This is a genomic window from Segatella copri, assembly GCF_026015465.1.
Taxonomy (GTDB): domain Bacteria; phylum Bacteroidota; class Bacteroidia; order Bacteroidales; family Bacteroidaceae; genus Prevotella; species Prevotella copri_E.
The window spans coordinates 803,864-823,094 of the sequence record NZ_JAPDUQ010000002.1; the positions used below are offsets into that span (position 1 = coordinate 803,864).

General features: G+C 43.5%; 13 protein-coding genes, 3 tRNA genes and 1 pseudogene. 13 read left to right on the forward strand and 4 right to left on the reverse strand.

The features are described from left to right. Positions 1-4 precede the first annotated feature (4 nt). The 8 genes from ONT08_RS10455 (at position 5) to ONT08_RS10490 (ending at position 6,572) form a co-directional block, all read left to right on the forward strand. Complete coding sequence (locus tag ONT08_RS10455) at positions 5-355, forward strand: mechanosensitive ion channel protein MscS (protein ID WP_254974384.1); 351 nt, start codon at positions 5-7, stop codon at positions 353-355. After that, positions 355-2,706: a putative porin gene (locus ONT08_RS10460; protein ID WP_264959881.1), complete on the forward strand. Its 2,352-nt coding sequence runs from the start codon at positions 355-357 to the stop codon at positions 2,704-2,706. Before ONT08_RS10455 ends, ONT08_RS10460 begins: the two co-directional genes overlap by 1 nt. A 55-nt stretch (positions 2,707-2,761) precedes the next feature. Beyond that, positions 2,762-3,679, forward strand: a complete 918-nt coding sequence (gene menA, locus ONT08_RS10465; RefSeq protein ID WP_264959882.1) for a 1,4-dihydroxy-2-naphthoate octaprenyltransferase — start codon at positions 2,762-2,764, stop codon at positions 3,677-3,679. 65 nt (positions 3,680-3,744) lie between these two features. Further along, positions 3,745-4,374 carry an HD domain-containing protein gene (locus ONT08_RS10470; protein ID WP_118254701.1) on the forward strand — a complete coding sequence of 210 codons (630 nt, stop codon included), beginning with the start codon at positions 3,745-3,747 and terminating at the stop codon, positions 4,372-4,374. A 523-nt stretch (positions 4,375-4,897) separates the two neighbouring features. Continuing rightward, positions 4,898-4,984 (forward strand) — tRNA-Ser (locus tag ONT08_RS10475). Between the two features lie 27 nt (positions 4,985-5,011). After that, positions 5,012-5,083: transfer RNA gene (locus tag ONT08_RS10480), tRNA-Glu, on the forward strand. Positions 5,084-5,152: 69 nt separating this feature from the next. Beyond that, positions 5,153-5,224, forward strand: a tRNA-Glu gene (locus tag ONT08_RS10485). 103 nt (positions 5,225-5,327) lie between these two features. Then, the gene (locus ONT08_RS10490; protein ID WP_117586653.1) at positions 5,328-6,572 is read left to right on the forward strand and encodes a DUF5103 domain-containing protein; all 1,245 of its coding nucleotides are present in this window, start codon (positions 5,328-5,330) and stop codon (positions 6,570-6,572) included. A 77-nt stretch (positions 6,573-6,649) separates the two neighbouring features. On the opposite strand, the gene ONT08_RS10495 is transcribed toward ONT08_RS10490, so the two are convergent. Both ONT08_RS10495 and ONT08_RS10500 read right to left on the reverse strand, forming a co-directional pair. Then, positions 6,650-9,031, reverse strand: coding sequence for a TonB-dependent receptor (locus ONT08_RS10495; protein WP_254974379.1), 2,382 nt, complete (start codon positions 9,029-9,031; stop codon positions 6,650-6,652). Between the two features lie 42 nt (positions 9,032-9,073). After that, a complete protein-coding gene (locus tag ONT08_RS10500; protein ID WP_022121177.1) occupies positions 9,074-10,000 on the reverse strand; it encodes a hypothetical protein in 927 nt (308 codons plus the stop codon). 52 nt (positions 10,001-10,052) lie between these two features. Here ONT08_RS10500 and ONT08_RS10505 point away from each other — a divergent pair, with 52 nt between their 5' ends. Next, positions 10,053-11,030 carry an IS982 family transposase gene (locus ONT08_RS10505; RefSeq protein ID WP_118201933.1) on the forward strand — a complete coding sequence of 326 codons (978 nt, stop codon included), beginning with the start codon at positions 10,053-10,055 and terminating at the stop codon, positions 11,028-11,030. Positions 11,031-11,044: 14 nt separating this feature from the next. Here ONT08_RS10505 and ONT08_RS10510 read toward each other — a convergent pair whose 3' ends face one another. Next, the gene (locus tag ONT08_RS10510) at positions 11,045-13,108 is read right to left on the reverse strand and encodes a peptidase U32 family protein (protein WP_254974378.1); all 2,064 of its coding nucleotides are present in this window, start codon (positions 13,106-13,108) and stop codon (positions 11,045-11,047) included. 36 nt (positions 13,109-13,144) lie between these two features. Next, positions 13,145-14,062, reverse strand: coding sequence for a homoserine O-acetyltransferase MetA (gene metA, locus ONT08_RS10515; protein ID WP_117586655.1), 918 nt, complete (start codon positions 14,060-14,062; stop codon positions 13,145-13,147). A 350-nt stretch (positions 14,063-14,412) separates the two neighbouring features. Between metA and ONT08_RS10520 the strand changes: the two genes are divergently transcribed. From ONT08_RS10520 to ONT08_RS10535, 4 genes and pseudogenes are all read left to right on the forward strand, one after another. Next, complete coding sequence (locus ONT08_RS10520; RefSeq protein WP_264959883.1) at positions 14,413-15,747, forward strand: TolC family protein; 1,335 nt, start codon at positions 14,413-14,415, stop codon at positions 15,745-15,747. A 66-nt stretch (positions 15,748-15,813) separates the two neighbouring features. Next, a pseudogene (locus ONT08_RS10525) lies at positions 15,814-16,994 on the forward strand (efflux RND transporter periplasmic adaptor subunit). 11 nt (positions 16,995-17,005) lie between these two features. Further along, the gene (locus ONT08_RS10530; RefSeq protein WP_117586656.1) at positions 17,006-17,782 is read left to right on the forward strand and encodes an ABC transporter ATP-binding protein; all 777 of its coding nucleotides are present in this window, start codon (positions 17,006-17,008) and stop codon (positions 17,780-17,782) included. A 151-nt stretch (positions 17,783-17,933) separates the two neighbouring features. Beyond that, the gene (locus tag ONT08_RS10535; RefSeq protein ID WP_264959884.1) at positions 17,934-19,118 is read left to right on the forward strand and encodes an ABC transporter permease; all 1,185 of its coding nucleotides are present in this window, start codon (positions 17,934-17,936) and stop codon (positions 19,116-19,118) included. Positions 19,119-19,231 lie beyond the last annotated feature (113 nt).

Genomic DNA, 19,231 nt, shown 5'->3' on the forward strand with positions numbered 1-19,231 from the left:
AAAAATGGATAATCAGAATACAGACAACAAGATACAACAGAACGAGGCACAGCAGCCTGCAAACACTACTGCCCAGCCTACAGCTGAGCAGGGAGCAGAACAGACTGAACAGAAGCAGCCTACCAGCTACGCCGTAAGACCTCAGCACCGCCGGCTTCGCCCATTGGCTTACAGCGACCAGAACAACATGCTGAAGGTGCGCAACTATCTCAACATCGCCTTCATGCTGCTCGCCATCGTGGGGGTAATACTCTGGACCCAGCTGGAAGAAAGCCGCAATATTGCCTACATCGTACTCATCGTGGGTGTAGTGCTCAAGATTGCTGAAGTATGTATCCGACTATTTAAGAAATAATGAAGAAGAAGAAAATTATATTCTCATCACTCCTATTTTGTGCTGCAACCCTCCCGGTTGCGGCACAAAACGATTTTAACTATAACGAAGATTCGCAGTTCCGTCCTCAAACCAACCGCAAGGTGAACACCGATTCACTAGGCTCAGACAAGGAGATTCCGAAAGGCATCAGGGTATGGACCGTAGACGAACGCTTCGGCGACACAAAGGCTGCGGTAGTAGACACCTTGCAGCACATGTACATGAACTCAACCTTCACAGAAGGACTGAGAGGCGAATACAATACCCTCGGAAACATGGGTACTGCCCGACTGAACCGAATCTTCATCGACCGCCGCAACACGCAGGGCAACTTCATCTTTACAGAGCCCTACGACTATATCGTAAATCCGGTAAGCGACTTCCACTTCACCAACACCTACTCACCTATCACCAACGTAACGCTGAACAGCTGCGGCGACAAGGTGACGGGAGAAGACGACTTCAAGGCCATGTTTGCAGTAAATGCCAACAAAAGGCTAGGTGCCGGTTTCAGATTCGACTACAAGTATGGCAGAGGATATTATAACGCACAGAGTACCAGCCACTTTAAATACACCATGTGGGCATCTTACCTGGGCGACCGCTATCAGGCACACTTCCTCTTCAGTACCAATCATGAGAAGATGACCGAGAACGGCGGTATTACCAACGATGATTACATCAAACATCCGGAAATCTACACCGAATCGTTTGCCACCAATGAAATTCCTACCGTTCTGGAACAGAACTGGAACCGACTGGACAACCAGCACATCTTCTTTACCCACCGCTACAACGTAGGTTTCAGCCGAAAGGTAAAGATGACCGAAGAAGAAATCAAGGCAAAGAAATTTGCCATGGCTTCGAAAAAGGAAAATGCTGAAGAGGATGCGAAGGAAGAAGCCAGAAAAAAAGCCAAGGAACAAGGCAAGAAATTTGATGAGAAAGCCTTCGAAAAACAGCAGAAAGCTAAATTCAGCGGCCGTCCTGACGGAGCCAAGATCGCAGGCGATGAACCGGCTAAAGACTTAGCCGCAAAGGACACCAGGAACGACAGTACCCGAATCGCAGTAAACGGAAAAGCTACTGCCGACAGTCTGCTGGCCATCCAGAAGAAAAATGCCGAAGACTCGCTTTTCTACAAGAGCGAATATGTTCCGGTAACGAGTTTCATCCATACGGTAAAGTTTGACAACTATCGCCGTATTTACGAAGCTTATCAGACCCCAGCCGACTATTATCTGAATGAATATTACGATGCAGGCAGGCTGACCGGCGACTCCATCTACGACCAGACCAAGCACTGGCACATGAAGAATACCTTCGCCATTGCCATGCTTGAAGGTTTCAATAAATGGGCAAAGGCAGGCTTGAAGGCTTTCGCCAGCTACGACCTCCGTCACTATGAACTGCCAACCATGGAAGGCGGTTTCGAAAAATACAACGAGCATGCGCTGAGCGTAGGCGGACAGCTGAGCAAGCAGGAAGGCAAGACGCTCCACTACAATGCCGTAGCAGAAATAGGACTGACGGGTGTTGACGCCGGAACCCTTGCCATAGATGGTAATGTAGACGTGAACATCCCATTCCTGGGCGACACGCTTCAGGTAAGAGGCGATGCTTTCTTCCATAGAGAAACCCCATCGTTCTATTACCGCAACTATCACGCCCGCCATCTGTGGTGGGAGAATGATCTCGACAAGACCATCCATACCCGCATCATGGGTACGCTCTCCTTCCCTAAGACACGCACCAAGCTGAGAGTGGCTGTAGATGAAATCAAGAACTACACCTACTTCTCGCAGAGCTATGACATTACAGAAGAAGGTTTGCGAACAGGAGTCATGGTAACTCCGATGCAGGAAAGCGGAGGAATCAACCTGCTGACAGCACAACTGGAACAGAACTTCAGACTAGGCATTCTGAACTGGGAAAACCAGTTTACCTACCAGCACTCAAGCAAGGAGAGTGTTCTGCCAGTACCAGCCTTCAATGCCTACACCAACCTCTACATCAAGTTCAAGGTAGTAAAGGTGCTGAACGTAGACCTGGGTGCTGACATGCGCTACTTTACAAGCTATGAAGCTCCCGACTATTCACCTTATATGGGACAGTATACGGTACAGGGCAACGGCGAGAACAACGTAAAGATAGGCAACTATCCTATCGTCAATGTTTACGCCAACGTTCACATCAAGCACACCCGTTTCTTCGTAATGATGAGCCACATCAATGCAGGACAGGGCGACAAGAACTACTTCTTCGCTCCTCATTATCCGATGAACGAAAGAGTGTTCCGTATTGGAGTAAGTTGGAACTTCTTCAATTAATCTTTCTGACTTTCCTTAAGAATTTCAGGAGATTCAATTTTAATCTTTTCTGAATATGATAGAAACAAATTCTATAAAAGCATGGTATCTAGCCGCTCGCCCGAAGACTCTGACGGCGGCGGCTGTTCCTGTTTTATTGGGTATTGCGCTGGCTTATAAAGACGCTCAGCAGATACAGACATTGCCAGCCCTACTCTGCCTGCTCTTTGCATGGGTGATGCAGATAGACAGCAATCTGGTGAATGATTATTTCGACTTTAAACATGGCAATGACGACGAAACCCGGCTGGGACCGAAACGTGCCTGCGCTGAAGGCTGGATAACTTTGGGAGCCATGAAATGGGGAATTATCCTCACTACTCTTCTGGGCTGTGCCATAGGGCTTCCGCTGGTTCTTTTCGGAGGTTGGGAAATGGTTATCGTAGGCATCTGTTGCGTAGTCTTCTGTTTTCTCTATACTACCTGTCTCAGCTATCTGGGCATGGGCGATATTCTGGTACTGCTCTTCTTCGGCATTGTACCCGTATGCTGCACATACTATCTCGTAATGCCCGAAACCATGCAGGGAGTAAGCCTGGAAGCGGTTCTCGTATCTGTAGCCTGCGGACTGGTAGTTGATACGCTGCTCATTCTGAACAATTACCGCGATCATGACAACGACCTGAGAGCCGGCAAGAAGACCCTTGTGGTTCACATAGGGAAAAAGAATGCCGAGCGGTTATACTGCGCATTGGGCAATCTGGGCATCATTACCATAATAGGTGTCACCATCTACGACGTATTTCAGCATGAAGCCAGCAGCCTGTTCCTGCCGTTTGCAGCACTCTATATCATTCTGCACAACAGAACCTATATGGAGATGAAAAAGATAGGCGAAGGCAGAGAACTTAACAGAATTCTAGGCAAAACAGCTCTGAACATCTTCTGTTTCGGCATTGTATCATCCCTGATCATCATCGGAATGGCGAATTGAACAATAATAAACTATTAATAATGTACGCGCGTACCTTATTATATAAATAAAGTGGAGGAATATCTATGAAGCAACAGGTAAATCTCGAAATCATGGACTTTGTGGAGAAACAGATTCTCCCCAAATATAATGCTTTTGGCGAAAGTCATGGACTCAGACATGTTACCCGAGTCATCAGAAACTCTCTGAAACTGGTTCCAGTAACCGGAGCCGACATCGATATGGTGTATGTAATAGCCGCTTACCACGACCTGGGGATGAGCGGTCCGCGTGCCATTCATCATATTACCAGCGGTAAGATTCTGCAGGCAGATTCAAGACTGAAGCGCTGGTTCAATAAAGAACAGATCAAAATTATGAAAGAAGCTGTTGAGGACCATCGGGCTTCATCTAGCCGTCAGCCTCGCAGTATCTATGGCAAGATTGTGGCAGAAGCCGATCGCGATATTGATGTTCACGAAATTTTTCTGCGCGCCATACAGTATGGCAAAGAAAATAATCCAGATGATGACAAGGAGCATCAATGGGAGAGGTTCAGCCAACACATGGACGAGAAATATTCAAGAAACGGATACATCAGGTTATGGATTCCCAACTCCCCTAACGAAAAAGCGCTCAACGAACTGCGCAATATCATAGAGGACAAAACAGAGTTGAGAAAATATTTCGAAAAAATATTCGAAGAAAACAGCTAAAACATTTGGCAGTTTCAAAATATTTCATTATCTTTGCATTATCAAATAATGACTAAGATGTTTGCACCGTTGCATCGTGATGATGCATGGGTGCCAGAATGAATAAGGGTCGTTTCGGTTCGATCGGGATACTCATCAAATTACACTATTGAAACCGAGAGGACATTCTCTTGCTCATGGCGGGCCACATAAACTGCAGCAGGCAGGTAAGCTGAAAAGCCGGTGGATTACAAAGGCGGAGGACTCTCAAATGTTTATACATTCGGAGTTTCATCACATCATCGAGCGGCCCTTTCTTTTACAAGAGGCGGATTTCTGAGAAAGAAATCCGCCTCTGCTCGTTTTAGGAATAAAACACTCATAATACTAAAAGAAAACAACCCCTGATAATGTGGGAGTTACAAAGAAAATGCATTTTTATCGAAAAAAAGTTTCAAAAAGATTTGGTAGAATCAGAAAAAAGTAGTACCTTTGCACTCGCATTTGAGAACGATGCTTGGTTGATTCGGTTAAGAATCCGACTGGAAGGTTGGGTGAGTGGCTGAAACCAGCAGTTTGCTAAACTGCCGTGCGGGTTACCGTACCGGGGGTTCGAATCCCCCACCTTCCGCAAGCTATCGTACGAAAATGTATCGTTGGTCGATTCATCTAATGGTTAGGATACAAGATTCTCAATCTTGGCATAGGGGTTCGATTCCCCTATCGACTACATGTGTTTTTCATGGTATTAGATTTATAAGTCTCTATAAGTCGGGAGACCAATAGAGATTTTTTGAATGGTCGATTCATCTAATGGTTAGGATACAAGATTCTCAATCTTGGCATAGGGGTTCGATTCCCCTATCGACTACAAAAGTGTTTTCATGTATTAATTTAGATTGTTTAAGCTTGCATTTAGTTCTTTATCAAAAGGCTACTGCAAGTTATTTTTTTATATATACGTACGGAGCCATATGAAACTATTATACACTGTCATCTCCCTTCTCTTTCTGTTTACCTATCCTGCCTGGGCGCAGCAGCACGAGATATTCAACCAGCGCATCAGAACCCTACAGGTTGTAGGCGGAACGAACTGGTTATCGCTCCCAGTATCATCACTGGACGGAGAACCTATCCATATCGATTTTGACGACATGACGCACGATTATCATCGGTACAGCTACAAGATTGAACATTGTGATGCAAACTGGAACGTATCTTCTTCGCTCTTTGAAAGCGACTATATGAGAGGCTTCAACGGCAATCAGATTATTGAAGATGTAAAGCAATCCATCAACACCAATCATCCTTACACTCATTATCATCTGGCAATTCCCAATGCCGACTGCCAACTTACCATGAGCGGCAACTACAGACTGACGGTTTATGACGACAATGCGGAAAACGAGGAAGAAGGCAAAATGTTTACAGCCTGCTGGATGATTACAGAGCCTCAGCCATTGGTTAAACTGAAGTTAGAAGCTACTTCAACAACAGATATAGATATCCAGAAGAACCATCAGCAACTGAAAATGGAACTGGATCACAGCCAGCTGAGAATCACTCATCCCAACCAGCTGAACATCGTAGTGCTTCAGAACGGAAGATGGGACAATGCTGTCATCAATCCTAAACCCGACTACCTGAGTGCGGGCAAAATGAGTTGGCAGCATGTAAGAGCTCTGATTTTCGATGCGGGCAACGAATACAGAAAGTTTGAGTTTCTGGACACCGACCATCCAACCATGGGAATAGACGCCATAGATTGGGATGGAAGCGACTATCAGGTAAAGGTAATGACCGACAGCCCTCGCCCCAATTACGTTTACGATGAAGCTGCCAAAGGTTCGTTTTATATCCGCAACAGCGACAACGTAGAAAACAACAACACCTGCGAATATGCACAGATTCACTTTACCCTGAAAGCTCCAAAACAGCCAGGCGATGTTTATCTGAACGCAGATTGGACCTACGGCCGTTTCCTCCCCGAATATCGGATGGAATATGATGAAATGACGAAAACCTATCATGCACGTCTCTTCATGAAGCAAGGTTATTACAGTTATCAGTATCTCATGAAGATGGAGGACGGAAGCATCAGGCTGCTCCCATCAGAAGGAAATTTCTACCAGACCCAGAACAAATACAATGTACTGGTTTACTATCGGGCTCAGAGCGACCGCACCGACCGCCTGGTAGGATATGGAGAATTAAAATAAAGGAAGGAGATAAATGAGATTAAAAAGAAAAGGAGTTCTAGCATTTCAGAATGCCGGAACTCCTTTTCTATTTAATCCTAAAAGTGGAATTTCAGATCAACACCACATTGGAAAGGATTGCCACGCTGGGCAAAATACAGTTTCTTGCCTGTTGCTGCATTATCAACAGCAAAGGTATTGTAATTAGTATCTGTGAGGTTCTTACCCCAGATACTGATGCTCATCATGCTGAAATCAATATCACAATGCGCACCCATCACGAAATACATCTTCTGGCTGTAAGTATTGGCATTATCCCAGTAAGTCTTGCCCTGCGCATTCATGTTCAATCCGAAGGTAAACTGTCCTAAATGATAGTCAGCCATGGCTGCTATCGTATGCTGGGGAACATAAGGAACCTTCTTGTCCTTATAATTCACAGCCTTATCACCCTCGCCATCAGTATATTCATCAAATACGGCACGTGTAAAACCATAGTTTACACCCCAATCAAAAGCACCGTCGAAAGCCTGGCCCTTGAGCGCGGCTTCAATACCACAACTGTGACTCTTACCTGCATTAACCATCATTCGGCCAAAGCCATAGGTTCCTGCCATCACAGAGAGTTGCTGATTGCGAACCTGCATATAGAAGGCACTCAAATCGAAATGAAGACGATGATCAAAAAGATTAAGATGCGTTCCTACCTCATAATTCCATGAGGTTTCCGGCTTAAAGGCAATAGTCTGGTTCACCCTATCATAATCTTCATCGGTATGAGGAACGTCATAATCGCCTCGCATCGCATGCTGACGGTTAGTATTCAGTTCGGTCTGCAAGATGTCACTGAACATCTGGATATTATAACCGCCTGCACGATAGCCCTTGCTCACCGTGGCATAAACATTGCTACCCTGCTCATCAAGCTGGTAACTTAAGCCAAATTTTGGCAAGAGCTGGTTGTAATCATCACCCGTTTTGCGGTCGAGCATTGAACGCAAAGTACGAGTAGCCTCCTTGCCCATCACCTTAGCTGTTATCGCCATATAAGCATAAGTATCGTAATGAATACTTGTATGCATGAAATCGTAACGCAAACCAAGCGTTGCTTTCAAACGGGAAGAAAGATCAAACGTACTCTCGTGATAGAGACCCAAATTGCTCTGAGGAGTATGGAACAAACCCGGAGCTCCCATATCTACATTGACAGAAACTCCGCTAGCCATTGCCGGAGGCATTGCCTGCTGCATCTGACTCTGGATAAGGTTACTGATAGGCTTCGTCAATGCTGAACCGAATTTTACAGGACCATTTGTCTTCAACCACACATGGGAGAAGAATGCACCCTGTGTAAGATGCCAGAAGCCGAAGAAAGGCTGACGACTCTTAAATGTGAACTCCTGAGTGATAGAATTCTGCAACTGGTCTTGCTGCAAGCTCAAATAATCTTCAGGAAGATAATCCTGATCCATCTTCATATTATCATCCAGGAACTGATAGCTGGTAGTAGAAGCAAAATCCCATTTCGCTCCTTCATGACGAAGATTAACACCCGAAAGCAGCATGTTGCGGCGATAAAGCCCAGGGAATGTTGTATTTGGTAATGCAGCCTTGCCACTGTTTAAATCCAACTGACCATAAGGAAATGCATGCTGATAGACAAATTGGTAATTGGCTAGCAAATCCATGCTCCATCCTCTATCAAAACGGAACTTAAGATTAAACTTACCGCCTGCCTCATCATAATTGTCGGCATAATCGCTAGTTCCTGCACGATGGAAGAATCCCTTCTGTCCATCATAAAAAGCAGCTACCCCTAATGCGATACGAGGTGAAAGCTTCATATAATGAGCCGCTTCTACATTACGATAGAAATGAGAGCCCAATCCCAGATTAACGTAGGTGCCCTTGCTATCATAAGCATCGCGTGAATAGATACGCACCAAACCACCTTCAGAATTCTGACCATAGAGTGTTCCCTGTGGACCACGGAGAATATCTATACGGCTGGTCTGATAATGGTGAAGATTGAAAGCAGCCTTGCTCAACACTGGAATTCCGTCAAGATAAATTCCTACAGCCGGACTGTTTATACGGCTTCCAATACCACGCACATACATGGCGTTGGTAAAACGCGAGCCATAGTTGGGCATCACAAAATTAGGAACATAGCAGGAAAGTTCGCGCAAATCGCGAGAAGCTAATCGCTGCATCTGATAAGAACCAAAGGAAGTGCTACTGAGAGGCTGTTGACGAAGACGGAAATTCTCCTTAGGCTGCGAAACAACCACAACTTCATCAATGTCATAAACTCGGCTGCTATCAGCCAGCAAGCCGTTAGCTTCTGCAAACTTTTCACTCGTACCCAATGACAGGTCAGAGCAAGTAGCCCTTTCGTTATCCGCAGCACTAGCCTGCAACGCTACCGCTGCCAAACCAATGCATACGCTCTTTTTACTATAAAATACTATTCTTTTCATAACGGGTGCAAAGGTACATATTTTTTTCTGCACCCCCTATCCTTATTTATGAGGAAACAGATAAACCCGTATGGCAAACCATATATAGGCTACGAGCAACAAATAACCTATATAATATAAGGTAGTAACACTGAAAATGATGTAATCAATGGCGCAAACACCCACTAAACCACCCAGATACAGAACTGCATCACCTGCCGGCAAACGGTGTTTCACCTCATCAACACAAGCTAATCCTACTATCAGTATCGCCCAGACTGTAGCCAGGAAAAAGCCCAGTATAGGCGGTACGGCAAAAGGATTGAGCGTAGGATGAAAATAAAAATGACGCCATACTTCTGGCAAAAACAACTGAATGGTTGCATAGAAGGTTGCTGATATCGAAACAATAAGCACCAACGCTGTAGGATATGGTGAATCAATATCATTAAAATGAACCAGTTTACCATTGCTATGGAAAATCTTACGAACTGTATAGGCTACGGCTATGAGAATAATGATAACCATGAAGATGAGCAAGTGAGTATTGCTGAAGGTCATAATGAACTCTGAAATAGGATCATCGGGCACAACCTTCGGCAGCAGACGGGACTCACGGGTCCAGCCAAACTGATTATCTTCTGTTGCCAACTGCACCCAAACTGAATCTATGGAATCCTGAGGAACCATACGAATATCCGTAACCACCAGCAGGCAGTTCTTTTGGACGGCGAAGGAGTCGATAGGCAAATTGCTCAAAAATTCTTCAGGCTGTTGCGCTATCAATTCCAGAGAATCCTTGAATACCAGAAAATTGAATTTGTTGGTATAATGATGGGTAGTAGAAAACGAAATGGAATCGAGTTGTTTATTACTGTACTCTACCATAGCTGCATGCATCTGGTGATGAGCACGGCGATGATAACAACTGCTGAACATCAAGAGGATGCCCAGCATACAAAGAATCTGTATCGTCCATTTCTTTTTCATTTATTTCTACTCATTGGCGGAATTAAAATTCGCCTAAAAATTAGTATCTTTTATGGAGAAAAAGTTGTGCATCTCGCTGATTTTTAGTAACTTTGTGGTGTCAAAACATAAAGTTATAATCTTTCACGCTATGCACAACTTGTATGCAAATTTCGTAAAAATTCTTGAGATATGCAAGAATTTCTCCATAAATTTAGTTAATGAGCTAGGAAATATTCCTCGCCCAGGAGTCGTCCCACGTTTTTCAGACCTCGAAGTTGTTGCTTTGAGCTTAACTGCTGAGCATCTAAGTATCGACAGTGAAAACAACTTGTTCGACAGACTGAAGGAGTATAAGACTGAAATGCCAAACCTGATTTCTCGACGTCAATTTAATGACCGCCGAAAATTCACAGCGGAATTATGCGAGACGATTCGTAAGCGCATTGCATCAAAGATGGATGGCGCAGAAGAATATTTCTGCATTGATTCCAAACCGATAGAGGTATGCCGTTTGTCCAGAGGATTGCGTTGCAAGATGAAAGGAACAGACGTGACAAACTCTCCAGCATTTGGCTATTGTGCCACTCAGAAGATATACTATTATGGATTTAAACTCCACGCAGTCTGTGGGTTAAGTGGAGTTATCCACTCGTATGATTTGAGTCCAGCTAATGTTCATGACATTCATTTTCTTAAAGATGTTAAGTTTCAATTTCATGACTGTTGCATCCTAGGTGATCGTGCTTACCTCAGTGCAGAACTACAGCAAGACCTGTTTTCTTCTGTAGGCATTAAGTTGGAAGTTCCATATCGTCTGAATATGAAGAATTGGAGACCAACATTCAAGCCTTATGCAAAGGCGAGAAAGAGAATCGAGACCAATTTCTCTCAACTTTGTGATCACTTCATGCTCTTCAGAAATTACGCAAAGCAAACACCAGGACTGTTTACCCGAATCATCGGGAAAATTAGCGCATTCACTGTCTTGCAATATATAAATTATGTAAACAATAGACCGATTGGCAGGGTTAAATATGCGCTAAACTAATTCCGCCAACAGGTTTATTTCTCACTATATAAGTTCATCTGACATTCGTTGCATGCAAACTCCAGACGGAAACGACGACCGTCACCCAACTGCAGGAAGAGAGGCTCTCTCCAGGATGGTTTCTTGCCTCCACGCTTCACACAGTAGCCCAACGAATAGCGGATACAATGGCGGCACTGCATCAGGAGCGATTCTCCCTTTTCGTTGGTAAACTTAGGTTGCATACTTCGGTTTGCCTTGTCTTTTTCTATATTCTCATCATATTCTTCCTGGGTCTTAGCATCCCATGCAGAAGGAATATTCTTACCCAACTCAAATGCCGGAACTACTGGCGACAGACCATGAATCTGATAAAAATCTCTTGCATCATAGTTAGCTATATTATAGAGATATCCCCATTTTCCGTATTCCGGCTGCCAAGTAAATTCCTCTTTCGTAAGTCGGTGCTCACCGGGCTGACTGAATCCAAAACCATTGTTGAACAAGGTTCTATCCCATCCACCCCACAACGACTTATCAAGCTGTTTCTGATTTGCCTTGGTAAGTTCATCGATCAATTCACGCCGGATAGCAGTGAGAATACTGTTCGGAACAAAGTATGTCTCCATTCCCTTCAGAAGTTCTACCTGGTAAGCTTCGTAAATCGTATCGCCCAGTTTGCTCATCTGAGCCTTTATATTTTCGCCCTGCGGGCGTTTCGCCTTTTCGAGTTTCAACTCTTTAAACACCTCAGCCACCTGATAAATCAAGCCACCATCAGCCTCTTTCGTCTTCATGATGTTGACAACAGCCTTTACCCCCTGTGGCTCTTCCCTGAACTCATTACCCATCACAGGCTCCATTTCTATGACAATATAGATTTTACGTTCAGCAGACTTACGAGCCAGCAAAGCCTCGAAAGCCCGATCGTTATTACGATAAAGAGCCATGCCCGGACGCATATGTTCAGGCATTCCAAACGGATAGAGGCGATTGCCCTCTACTCTGTTCACACGAAAGCCTTCCAACTCACGGTCATCATTGATAAAACACAGTCCATCGCCATTTTTAAAGCTGGCTACTGTGGCTACGTTGAAAGAAATGTTGCCACGTATTTCCTTAACCTTCCCCACAAACTCGCCGATAGCTTTCGGTGTATCGAAAGAAGCAATATCCGGCTGTCGCCCATTCAGGAAATAATGGGTAAAGCCACGATTGAAAGTCTTCTTCAGATTAGGTGTAAAATTATATTGAACATGTCCCACCGATGCACGGCGATACTTACGCGGTTCAGCTTTTACGATTGCATCGAGTTGACTGCTATAGGCAGCCACCACATTCTTGACGTAGTTGATATCTTTTAATCTTCCTTCTATCTTGAACGAAGTAGCTCCAGCATCAGCAAGATCCTTAAGATGATCAAGCTGACAAAGATCCTTGAGAGACAACAGATAACGCTGATGTTCTATCTCCTGACCATTGGAATCGAGCAGATCAAACTTCATACGACAGAACTGTGCACATTCTCCACGATTAGCAGAGCGCCCGAAACACTTCTCAGAAGCATAACATACACCCGAATAGCTTACGCAGAGCGCTCCATGTACAAAGACCTCTATTTCTCTATCAGGAATCGCCTGATGGATCGCCTTGATTTCATCGAGCGAAAGCTCACGAGCCAGAACAATACGTTTGAAACCTAACGTGGTAAGCCAATACGCCTTTTCTGGAGTTCTTACATCACACTGGGTACTGGAATGCAATTCTCTACTCCACAAATTCTGCGCCCTCACCTCAGTAAGCACACCCATATCCTGCAGCAAAAGTGCATCAACACCAATCTCATCAAGTTGCTGGATCATCTTAAGCGTATCCAACATCTCATCCTGATAGATGATAGTATTCACTGTAACATGAACCTTTGCTCCAAACTGATGAGCATAATCACACAACTGTCTGATATCTTCCAGCGAATTGCCTGCTGCTGCTCGTGCACCAAAACGAGGTGCACCAATATATACGGCATCTGCACCATGATCAATGGCAGCAATACCACATTCCAAGTTCTTGGCAGGCGCCAATAATTCTAATGTTTGCATAAGAAATCTATCTCGAAATCACCCGAGTCCTTCAAATTAACTGATTTCGTCAATATTGTAAGGAGTCTCCTGATAAACATAATAGTTGATCCAATTACTATAGAAGAGGTTGGCATGAGCACGCCATGTCACCAGAGGTTCTTCGTTCGGATCGTCATGATAATAATAATTTTTTGGCAGTTCTACATCATCACGCTTGCCCACATCACGCTTATATTCCTTATCCAGCGTGTTTGGCGCATACTCAAGATGACCCGTCACAAAGAATTCGCGGCCGTTTCTGGCCATCACAATGCTGACACCGCTTTCAGGCGATTCGGCAATGATGTCAAGTCCTGGCACTTTTTCAATATCCTCACGTCTTACCTCTGTATGGCGACTATGAGGCATATTAAAGATATCATCGAAACCGCGGAAGATTGGCTGAGACAAATCGAGAGGCTTCTGCTTAAAAATACCAAACATCTTCTTCTCTAAAGGATACTTAGGAACACCATAGAAATGATAAAGACCAGCCTGGGCACCCCAGCAGATATAGAGTGTTGAAGTAACATGGGTACGGGCCCAATCAAAAATCTCTTTGATTTCAGGCCAATATTCTACCTCTTCATAAGCCATCGTTTCGATAGGAGCACCTGTAACTATCATTCCATCAAACTTCTGTTTGGAAAGTTCCTGAAAATCCTTGTAGAACATCATCATGTGCTCTATTGGAGTATTCTTCGGCGTGTGACTTTTCAACTTCATAAAATAAACCTCTAACTGAAGAGGAGTATTCGACAGAAGACGAACGAGATCTGTCTCTGTCGTAATCTTGAGGGGCATCAAATTGAGCACACAGATTTTCAACGGACGAATCTCCTGTTTATGCGCACGACTTTCGTCCATCACGAATATATTCTCATGCTTCAGCAGTTCGATAGCTGGAAGCTTATCTGGTATTCTTAACGGCATTTATTTTATTCCTTTCTTAAAATTTTTCTGCAAAGTTACACAATTTCAGCGAAGATAACGAAAGAAGAAACATTTTTTTGAGAAATATAAATAAATTAATGTGGAAAAGTAAAAGAAATCTTTCTCTATGAAAAGGATTGTTAAAGATAAATGAGAATGTTAAACCTATCATCACGTTTTTAATCAAAAACATATATCAGTTGCAACTTTATAGGCGACGCTTACGTCAAATCTAAAAATGATGTATCCTATTAAGATTTGCAATTATGGAAAATAAGAACATTAATCCACATTTAATCAGAACAGATGCAAAGAGATCTGTAAAGATGAAAACAAAAAGTAAAAAGAGTATGAACGCAAGTTTTAAAAACATGGCGGTAGCGCTGATCATCATGTCGGCTCCTATCGCTGTACAAGCTAAGCAATGGTCACTGCAGGATTGTATCAGTTACGCACTGGCTAACAACATTCAACTGCAGAAGACTCAACTCACAAAAGCTTCAGCTCAGGAGGACTATCTGCAATCAAAGTCTGCGCTTCTGCCATCGCTCTCTGCCAGCACCAATCAAAGTGTAAACTATACGCCTTGGGTTTCTAATGGAATCAGTGGAGAAGGTTTCAGCAAAGCTTCCATCGACAAGGTATATTACAATGGCAGCTATAGTGTGATGGGCAATTACACGATTTGGAACGGTAACAAAAATAGAAATCAGATAAAACTGAACAAGCTGGCAAAGGAAGCGGCACAACTCGATTCGACAGCACAAGCCCTCAACCTGCAAGAACAGATAGCTCAACTTTACGTACAGATACTTTACTCTACAGAGGCTATCAACGTAAACAAAGAAAGTTATTTGTCGAGTGTTCAAAACGAAGAGCGTGGTAAGGAAATGGTAAAAATTGGCAAGATGAGCCAAGCAGACTTAGCACAACTTACAGCACAGAGAGCACAAGATGAGTTTAACATCGTGCAGGCTGAAAGTAACGTTAAAAACTATAAAAGACAGTTGAAGGAACTCCTGCAGATTACCAGTGAAGAAGCTTTCGACATCGCTATTCCAAGCACAACTGACCAGATGGCTCTGGCCTCTATCCCAGGAATGAACAGTGTCTATACAGCTGCGCTTCAGAATCGCCCTGAGTTTTTGAGCTATCAAAACAAACTCGACCAGAACGATCTGAACATCAAGATTGCAAAGGCAGGAAAGTTGCCAACCATCAGCGCAAATGCAGGAGCTACGACCAGCACCACATCCATGAACAAAAACGGTTGGGGCAGTCAGATGAAAACCAACTTCAGCATGGGTGGTGGAATCGGTGTCAGTATTCCTCTCTTTGATAACCGACAGACCAAGACTTCTGTCAATAAAGCACTCATTCAGCGTGAAAGCATCTTGCTCGATATAAAGAATGAGCAAACTAAGCTCTACTCTACTATCGAAAACTATTGGTTGCAGGCTAATACAAACCAAAGCCAGTTTAAGGCTGCCAAGGTGAGCAGCGAGAGTGCCCAAACAAGCTACAATCTGTTAAGTGAGCAGTTTAAACTGGGATTAAAGAACATCGTAGAATTGAGAACTGGCAAAGATAATCTTCTGAAGGCTAAGCAGAACGAGCTTCAGGCAAAGTATCTTACCATTCTGAATATCAACATGTTGAAATTCTACCAAAACGGTAGAATCTAAAGAGAAAGATTGGTATTAACATACGAAAACATATTGCAAATCATTAATAGATATACATACATTTTTATGAAAAAACTTAGAATCAGCAAAATCTGGATTGCCATGATTGTGATAATCATCGTAGCTGTGGCAGCATGGCTGTTCTCTGGAAGTAAAAACGAAGAGCAAATAGACTTCAAGCAGGAAGCTGTAACCACACAAACATTGCAGAATAGTGTAACTGCAACCGGTACTATTGAAGCGGTAACTTCTGTAATGGTTGGTACACAGGTGAGTGGTATTGTAAACAAACTTTAGGTTGATTACAATTCGCAGGTAAAAAAAGGTGAAGTCATAGCTGAGCTCGACAAAACCAACCTGATGAGCGAGTTGAATACTGCCAAAGCTAACCTGACAAGTGCGCAAAGCAGTTTGAACTATCAGAGTGCAAACATGAGCCGCTACCAGACCCTCTATAAGAAAGGTTTGGTAAGTGCTGACGATTATGAAAATGCGCTTCTCACCTATCGCCAGGCGAAAGAGCAAGTAGCTTCGGCCAAGGAAAATGTACAGAAAGCCCAAACCAACCTGAGCTATGCTACAATTACATCCCCAATAGATGGAACTGTCATATCAAAAAGCGTAGAGGAAGGACAGACCGTAGCAGCAAGCTTCAACACTCCAGAGCTCTTTACTATCGCTAAAGATCTGACCAACATGCAGGTGATTGCAAATGTTGACGAGGCTGATATAGGCGGTGTAAAAGAAGGCGACCGCGTTAATTTTACAGTAGATGCTTATCCTGACGATGTATTCCAGGGAACAGTAAAACAGGTTCGTCTGGAAGCTACTACAACAAACAATGTAGTCACTTACGAGGTTGTCATCTCTGCACCCAACGCAGATCTCAAGTTAAAACAGGACTGACAGCAAATGTTACCATCTTTACACTAGAACGAGCTGGTATTCTTGCCGTTGCCAACAAAGCACTCCGCTTTACTCCAACCAAGGAAACTGTGGGAAAGAATATCAAGATTGTTGACTGCAAAAGAAAAAACAAAGTTTGGACTCTTGCTAACAATACCCTTACAGCTCATTCTGTAACCATCGGTCAGAGCGACGGTATACATACTGAAATTATCAAGGGTTTGAAGAAGGGACAGAAGATTGTAACTGAAATCATAGTTAATATCCCTGAAGAGAATGAGGAGCCTCAACAAAGTCAAGGTTTGATTAGCGGTCCTGGACCTAGAGGAAAGAAAAAATAAAAAATAAGAGTATGGCAAACGACAATATTCAAGCAAACAGCGAAAAGAAAGTTGTGATAGAACTCGACAATGTTCGCCGCGACTTTCTTGTGGGTGAGGAAACTGTCCACGCTCTAAAAGGTGTAAGCTTTAAAATATACGAAGGTGAGTTTGTTACCATCATGGGTAAATCAGGATCAGGTAAATCTACCCTGCTGAACCAGCTAGGTTGTCTTGATACCCCATCCAGTGGCGAATACTATCTGGATGGAGTAAGCGTACGAAAGATGTCACGTAATGATCGCGCCATTCTTAGAAACCGAAAGATTGGATTCATCTTCCAGAACTACAATCTTCTACCGAAGACTACAAGTGTAGAAAATGTAGAACTTCCACTGATGTACAACCCGAACGTAAGCGCAGAAGAACGAAAGCAACGTGCTATCGAATCGCTGAAAGCTGTTGGTTTAGGAGAACGTCTCTATCATAAGAGTAATCAGATGTCTGGAGGACAGATGCAGCGTGTAGCAATAGCTCGTGCGTTAGTCAACAACCCCGCTGTGATACTTGCTGATGAAGCAACGGGTAATCTCGACACCAGAACCAGTTTTGAGATTCTGGTACTCTTCCAAAAACTTTATGCAGAAGGAAGAACCATCATCTTCGTTACCCACAACCCAGACATTGCAAATTATTCGAGTCGTAATATCGAACTGCGTGATGGTCACATCATCAGCGACACCTATAACGAACATATTCTATCGGCAGCCGAAGGTCTGGCAGCCTTGCCGGCCAACACGGACGAATAAGTTTTCAATGTTAAGTGTTGAATGTTAAATTACTTAGCATCCAATAGCAAACGAAGTTTTCACTTAACACTTAACATTTAACATTACAACAAGTAAAATGAATTAACAGAATCTTTTCAAAATAGCCATCCGCGCCATTGCTGCCAACAAAATGCGCTCTTTCCTTACCGCACTTGGCATCATCATCGGTATTGCTGCGGTTATTACCATGCTTGCCATCGGACAAGGAAGTAAAGCCAGCATCAAGGCAAACATCGCAGAGATGGGATCAAACATGATTATGATTTCACCAGGTGCAGACATGCGTGGCGGTGTGAGACAAGATGCTTCGTCAATGGAGACGCTGAAGCAAGCCGACTATCAGAGCATCAAAGACGAATGTAATTATATCTCAGCTATTTCTCCTACTGTAAACAGTTCCGGACAGTGGATCTACGGAAACAACAACACCCAAAGTTCCATTTATGGTGTAAACCAAGACTATCTTTCCATCCGACAACTGAAAGTGGCAGATGGAGAAATGTTTACAGATACAGACATTAAGGCTGCATCTAAAGTTTGTATTTTGGGACAGACAGTAGTTGACTATCTTTTCCCTGATGGCAGTGATCCTATCGGTAAGGTTGTGCGATTTAACAGCATTCCATTCAGAGTAATCGGTGTCTTGAAGAAGAAAGGTTACAATAGTATGGGTATGGACCAGGATGATTTAGTACTTGTCCCCTATACAACAGTAATGAAGCGAATTATGGCACAAACCTATTTAGGAGGCATCGTCTGCTCAGCTATCACCGAAGAGGTTTCTCAACCTGCCCAAGATCAGATTACAGAAATATTGCGACGCAACCACAAATTGAAAGACGCAACAGAAACTACTGAAGCAGATAAAGATGACTTCAATATCCGCTCTCAAGAGGAAATTTCAAGCATGATGAATTCTACCATGTCTACAATCACCATCCTGCTCGGATCCGTGGCAGGAATCTCGCTGCTGGTAGGCGGCATCGGAATCATGAACATCATGTATGTATCTGTAACAGAACGCACCCGCGAAATAGGTCTTCGAATGAGTGTAGGCGCACGAGGTATTGATATTTTGAACCAGTTTCTGATAGAAGCTATCTTACTTTCTGTAACTGGCGGTATTATAGGAGTGATATTGGGAGTTAGTTTATCGCTCAGTCTTAACTATTTCTTCCATATAGCCACCCAAATAGAGCCGTGGAGCATTATTATGAGTTTTGCTGTCTGTACATTTACTGGCGTTTTCTTTGGATGGTATCCTGCAAAGAAGGCAGCAAGGCTCGACCCTATCGAGGCTATCAGATACGAATAAAAAAATGGGAGAACATTAAATATTCTCTGAGGTTTTTCAAAAAAACAAAAAGTTTTTTGGTGAATACAAAATAAAGTTGTACTTTTGCGTCTGCGGAAGTGCAACTTTTTTAT

Bases quoted from the DNA above. Each gene is read 5' to 3' on its own strand.
- menA (WP_264959882.1), top strand. From the start codon at position 2,762: ATGATAGAAACAAATTCTATAAAAGCATGGTATCTAGCCGCTCGCCCG.
- ONT08_RS10535 (WP_264959884.1), top strand. From the start codon at position 17,934: ATGCGCTCTTTCCTTACCGCACTTGGCATCATCATCGGTATTGCTGCG.
- ONT08_RS10500 (WP_022121177.1), bottom strand. From the start codon at position 10,000: ATGAAAAAGAAATGGACGATACAGATTCTTTGTATGCTGGGCATCCTC.
- ONT08_RS10505 (WP_118201933.1), top strand. From the start codon at position 10,053: ATGGAGAAAAAGTTGTGCATCTCGCTGATTTTTAGTAACTTTGTGGTG.
- metA (WP_117586655.1), bottom strand. From the start codon at position 14,062: ATGCCGTTAAGAATACCAGATAAGCTTCCAGCTATCGAACTGCTGAAG.
- ONT08_RS10510 (WP_254974378.1), bottom strand. From the start codon at position 13,108: ATGCAAACATTAGAATTATTGGCGCCTGCCAAGAACTTGGAATGTGGT.
- ONT08_RS10530 (WP_117586656.1), top strand. From the start codon at position 17,006: ATGGCAAACGACAATATTCAAGCAAACAGCGAAAAGAAAGTTGTGATA.
- ONT08_RS10520 (WP_264959883.1), top strand. From the start codon at position 14,413: ATGAACGCAAGTTTTAAAAACATGGCGGTAGCGCTGATCATCATGTCG.
- ONT08_RS10470 (WP_118254701.1), top strand. From the start codon at position 3,745: ATGAAGCAACAGGTAAATCTCGAAATCATGGACTTTGTGGAGAAACAG.
- ONT08_RS10495 (WP_254974379.1), bottom strand. From the start codon at position 9,031: ATGAAAAGAATAGTATTTTATAGTAAAAAGAGCGTATGCATTGGTTTG.
- ONT08_RS10460 (WP_264959881.1), top strand. From the start codon at position 355: ATGAAGAAGAAGAAAATTATATTCTCATCACTCCTATTTTGTGCTGCA.
- ONT08_RS10455 (WP_254974384.1), top strand. From the start codon at position 5: ATGGATAATCAGAATACAGACAACAAGATACAACAGAACGAGGCACAG.
- ONT08_RS10490 (WP_117586653.1), top strand. From the start codon at position 5,328: ATGAAACTATTATACACTGTCATCTCCCTTCTCTTTCTGTTTACCTAT.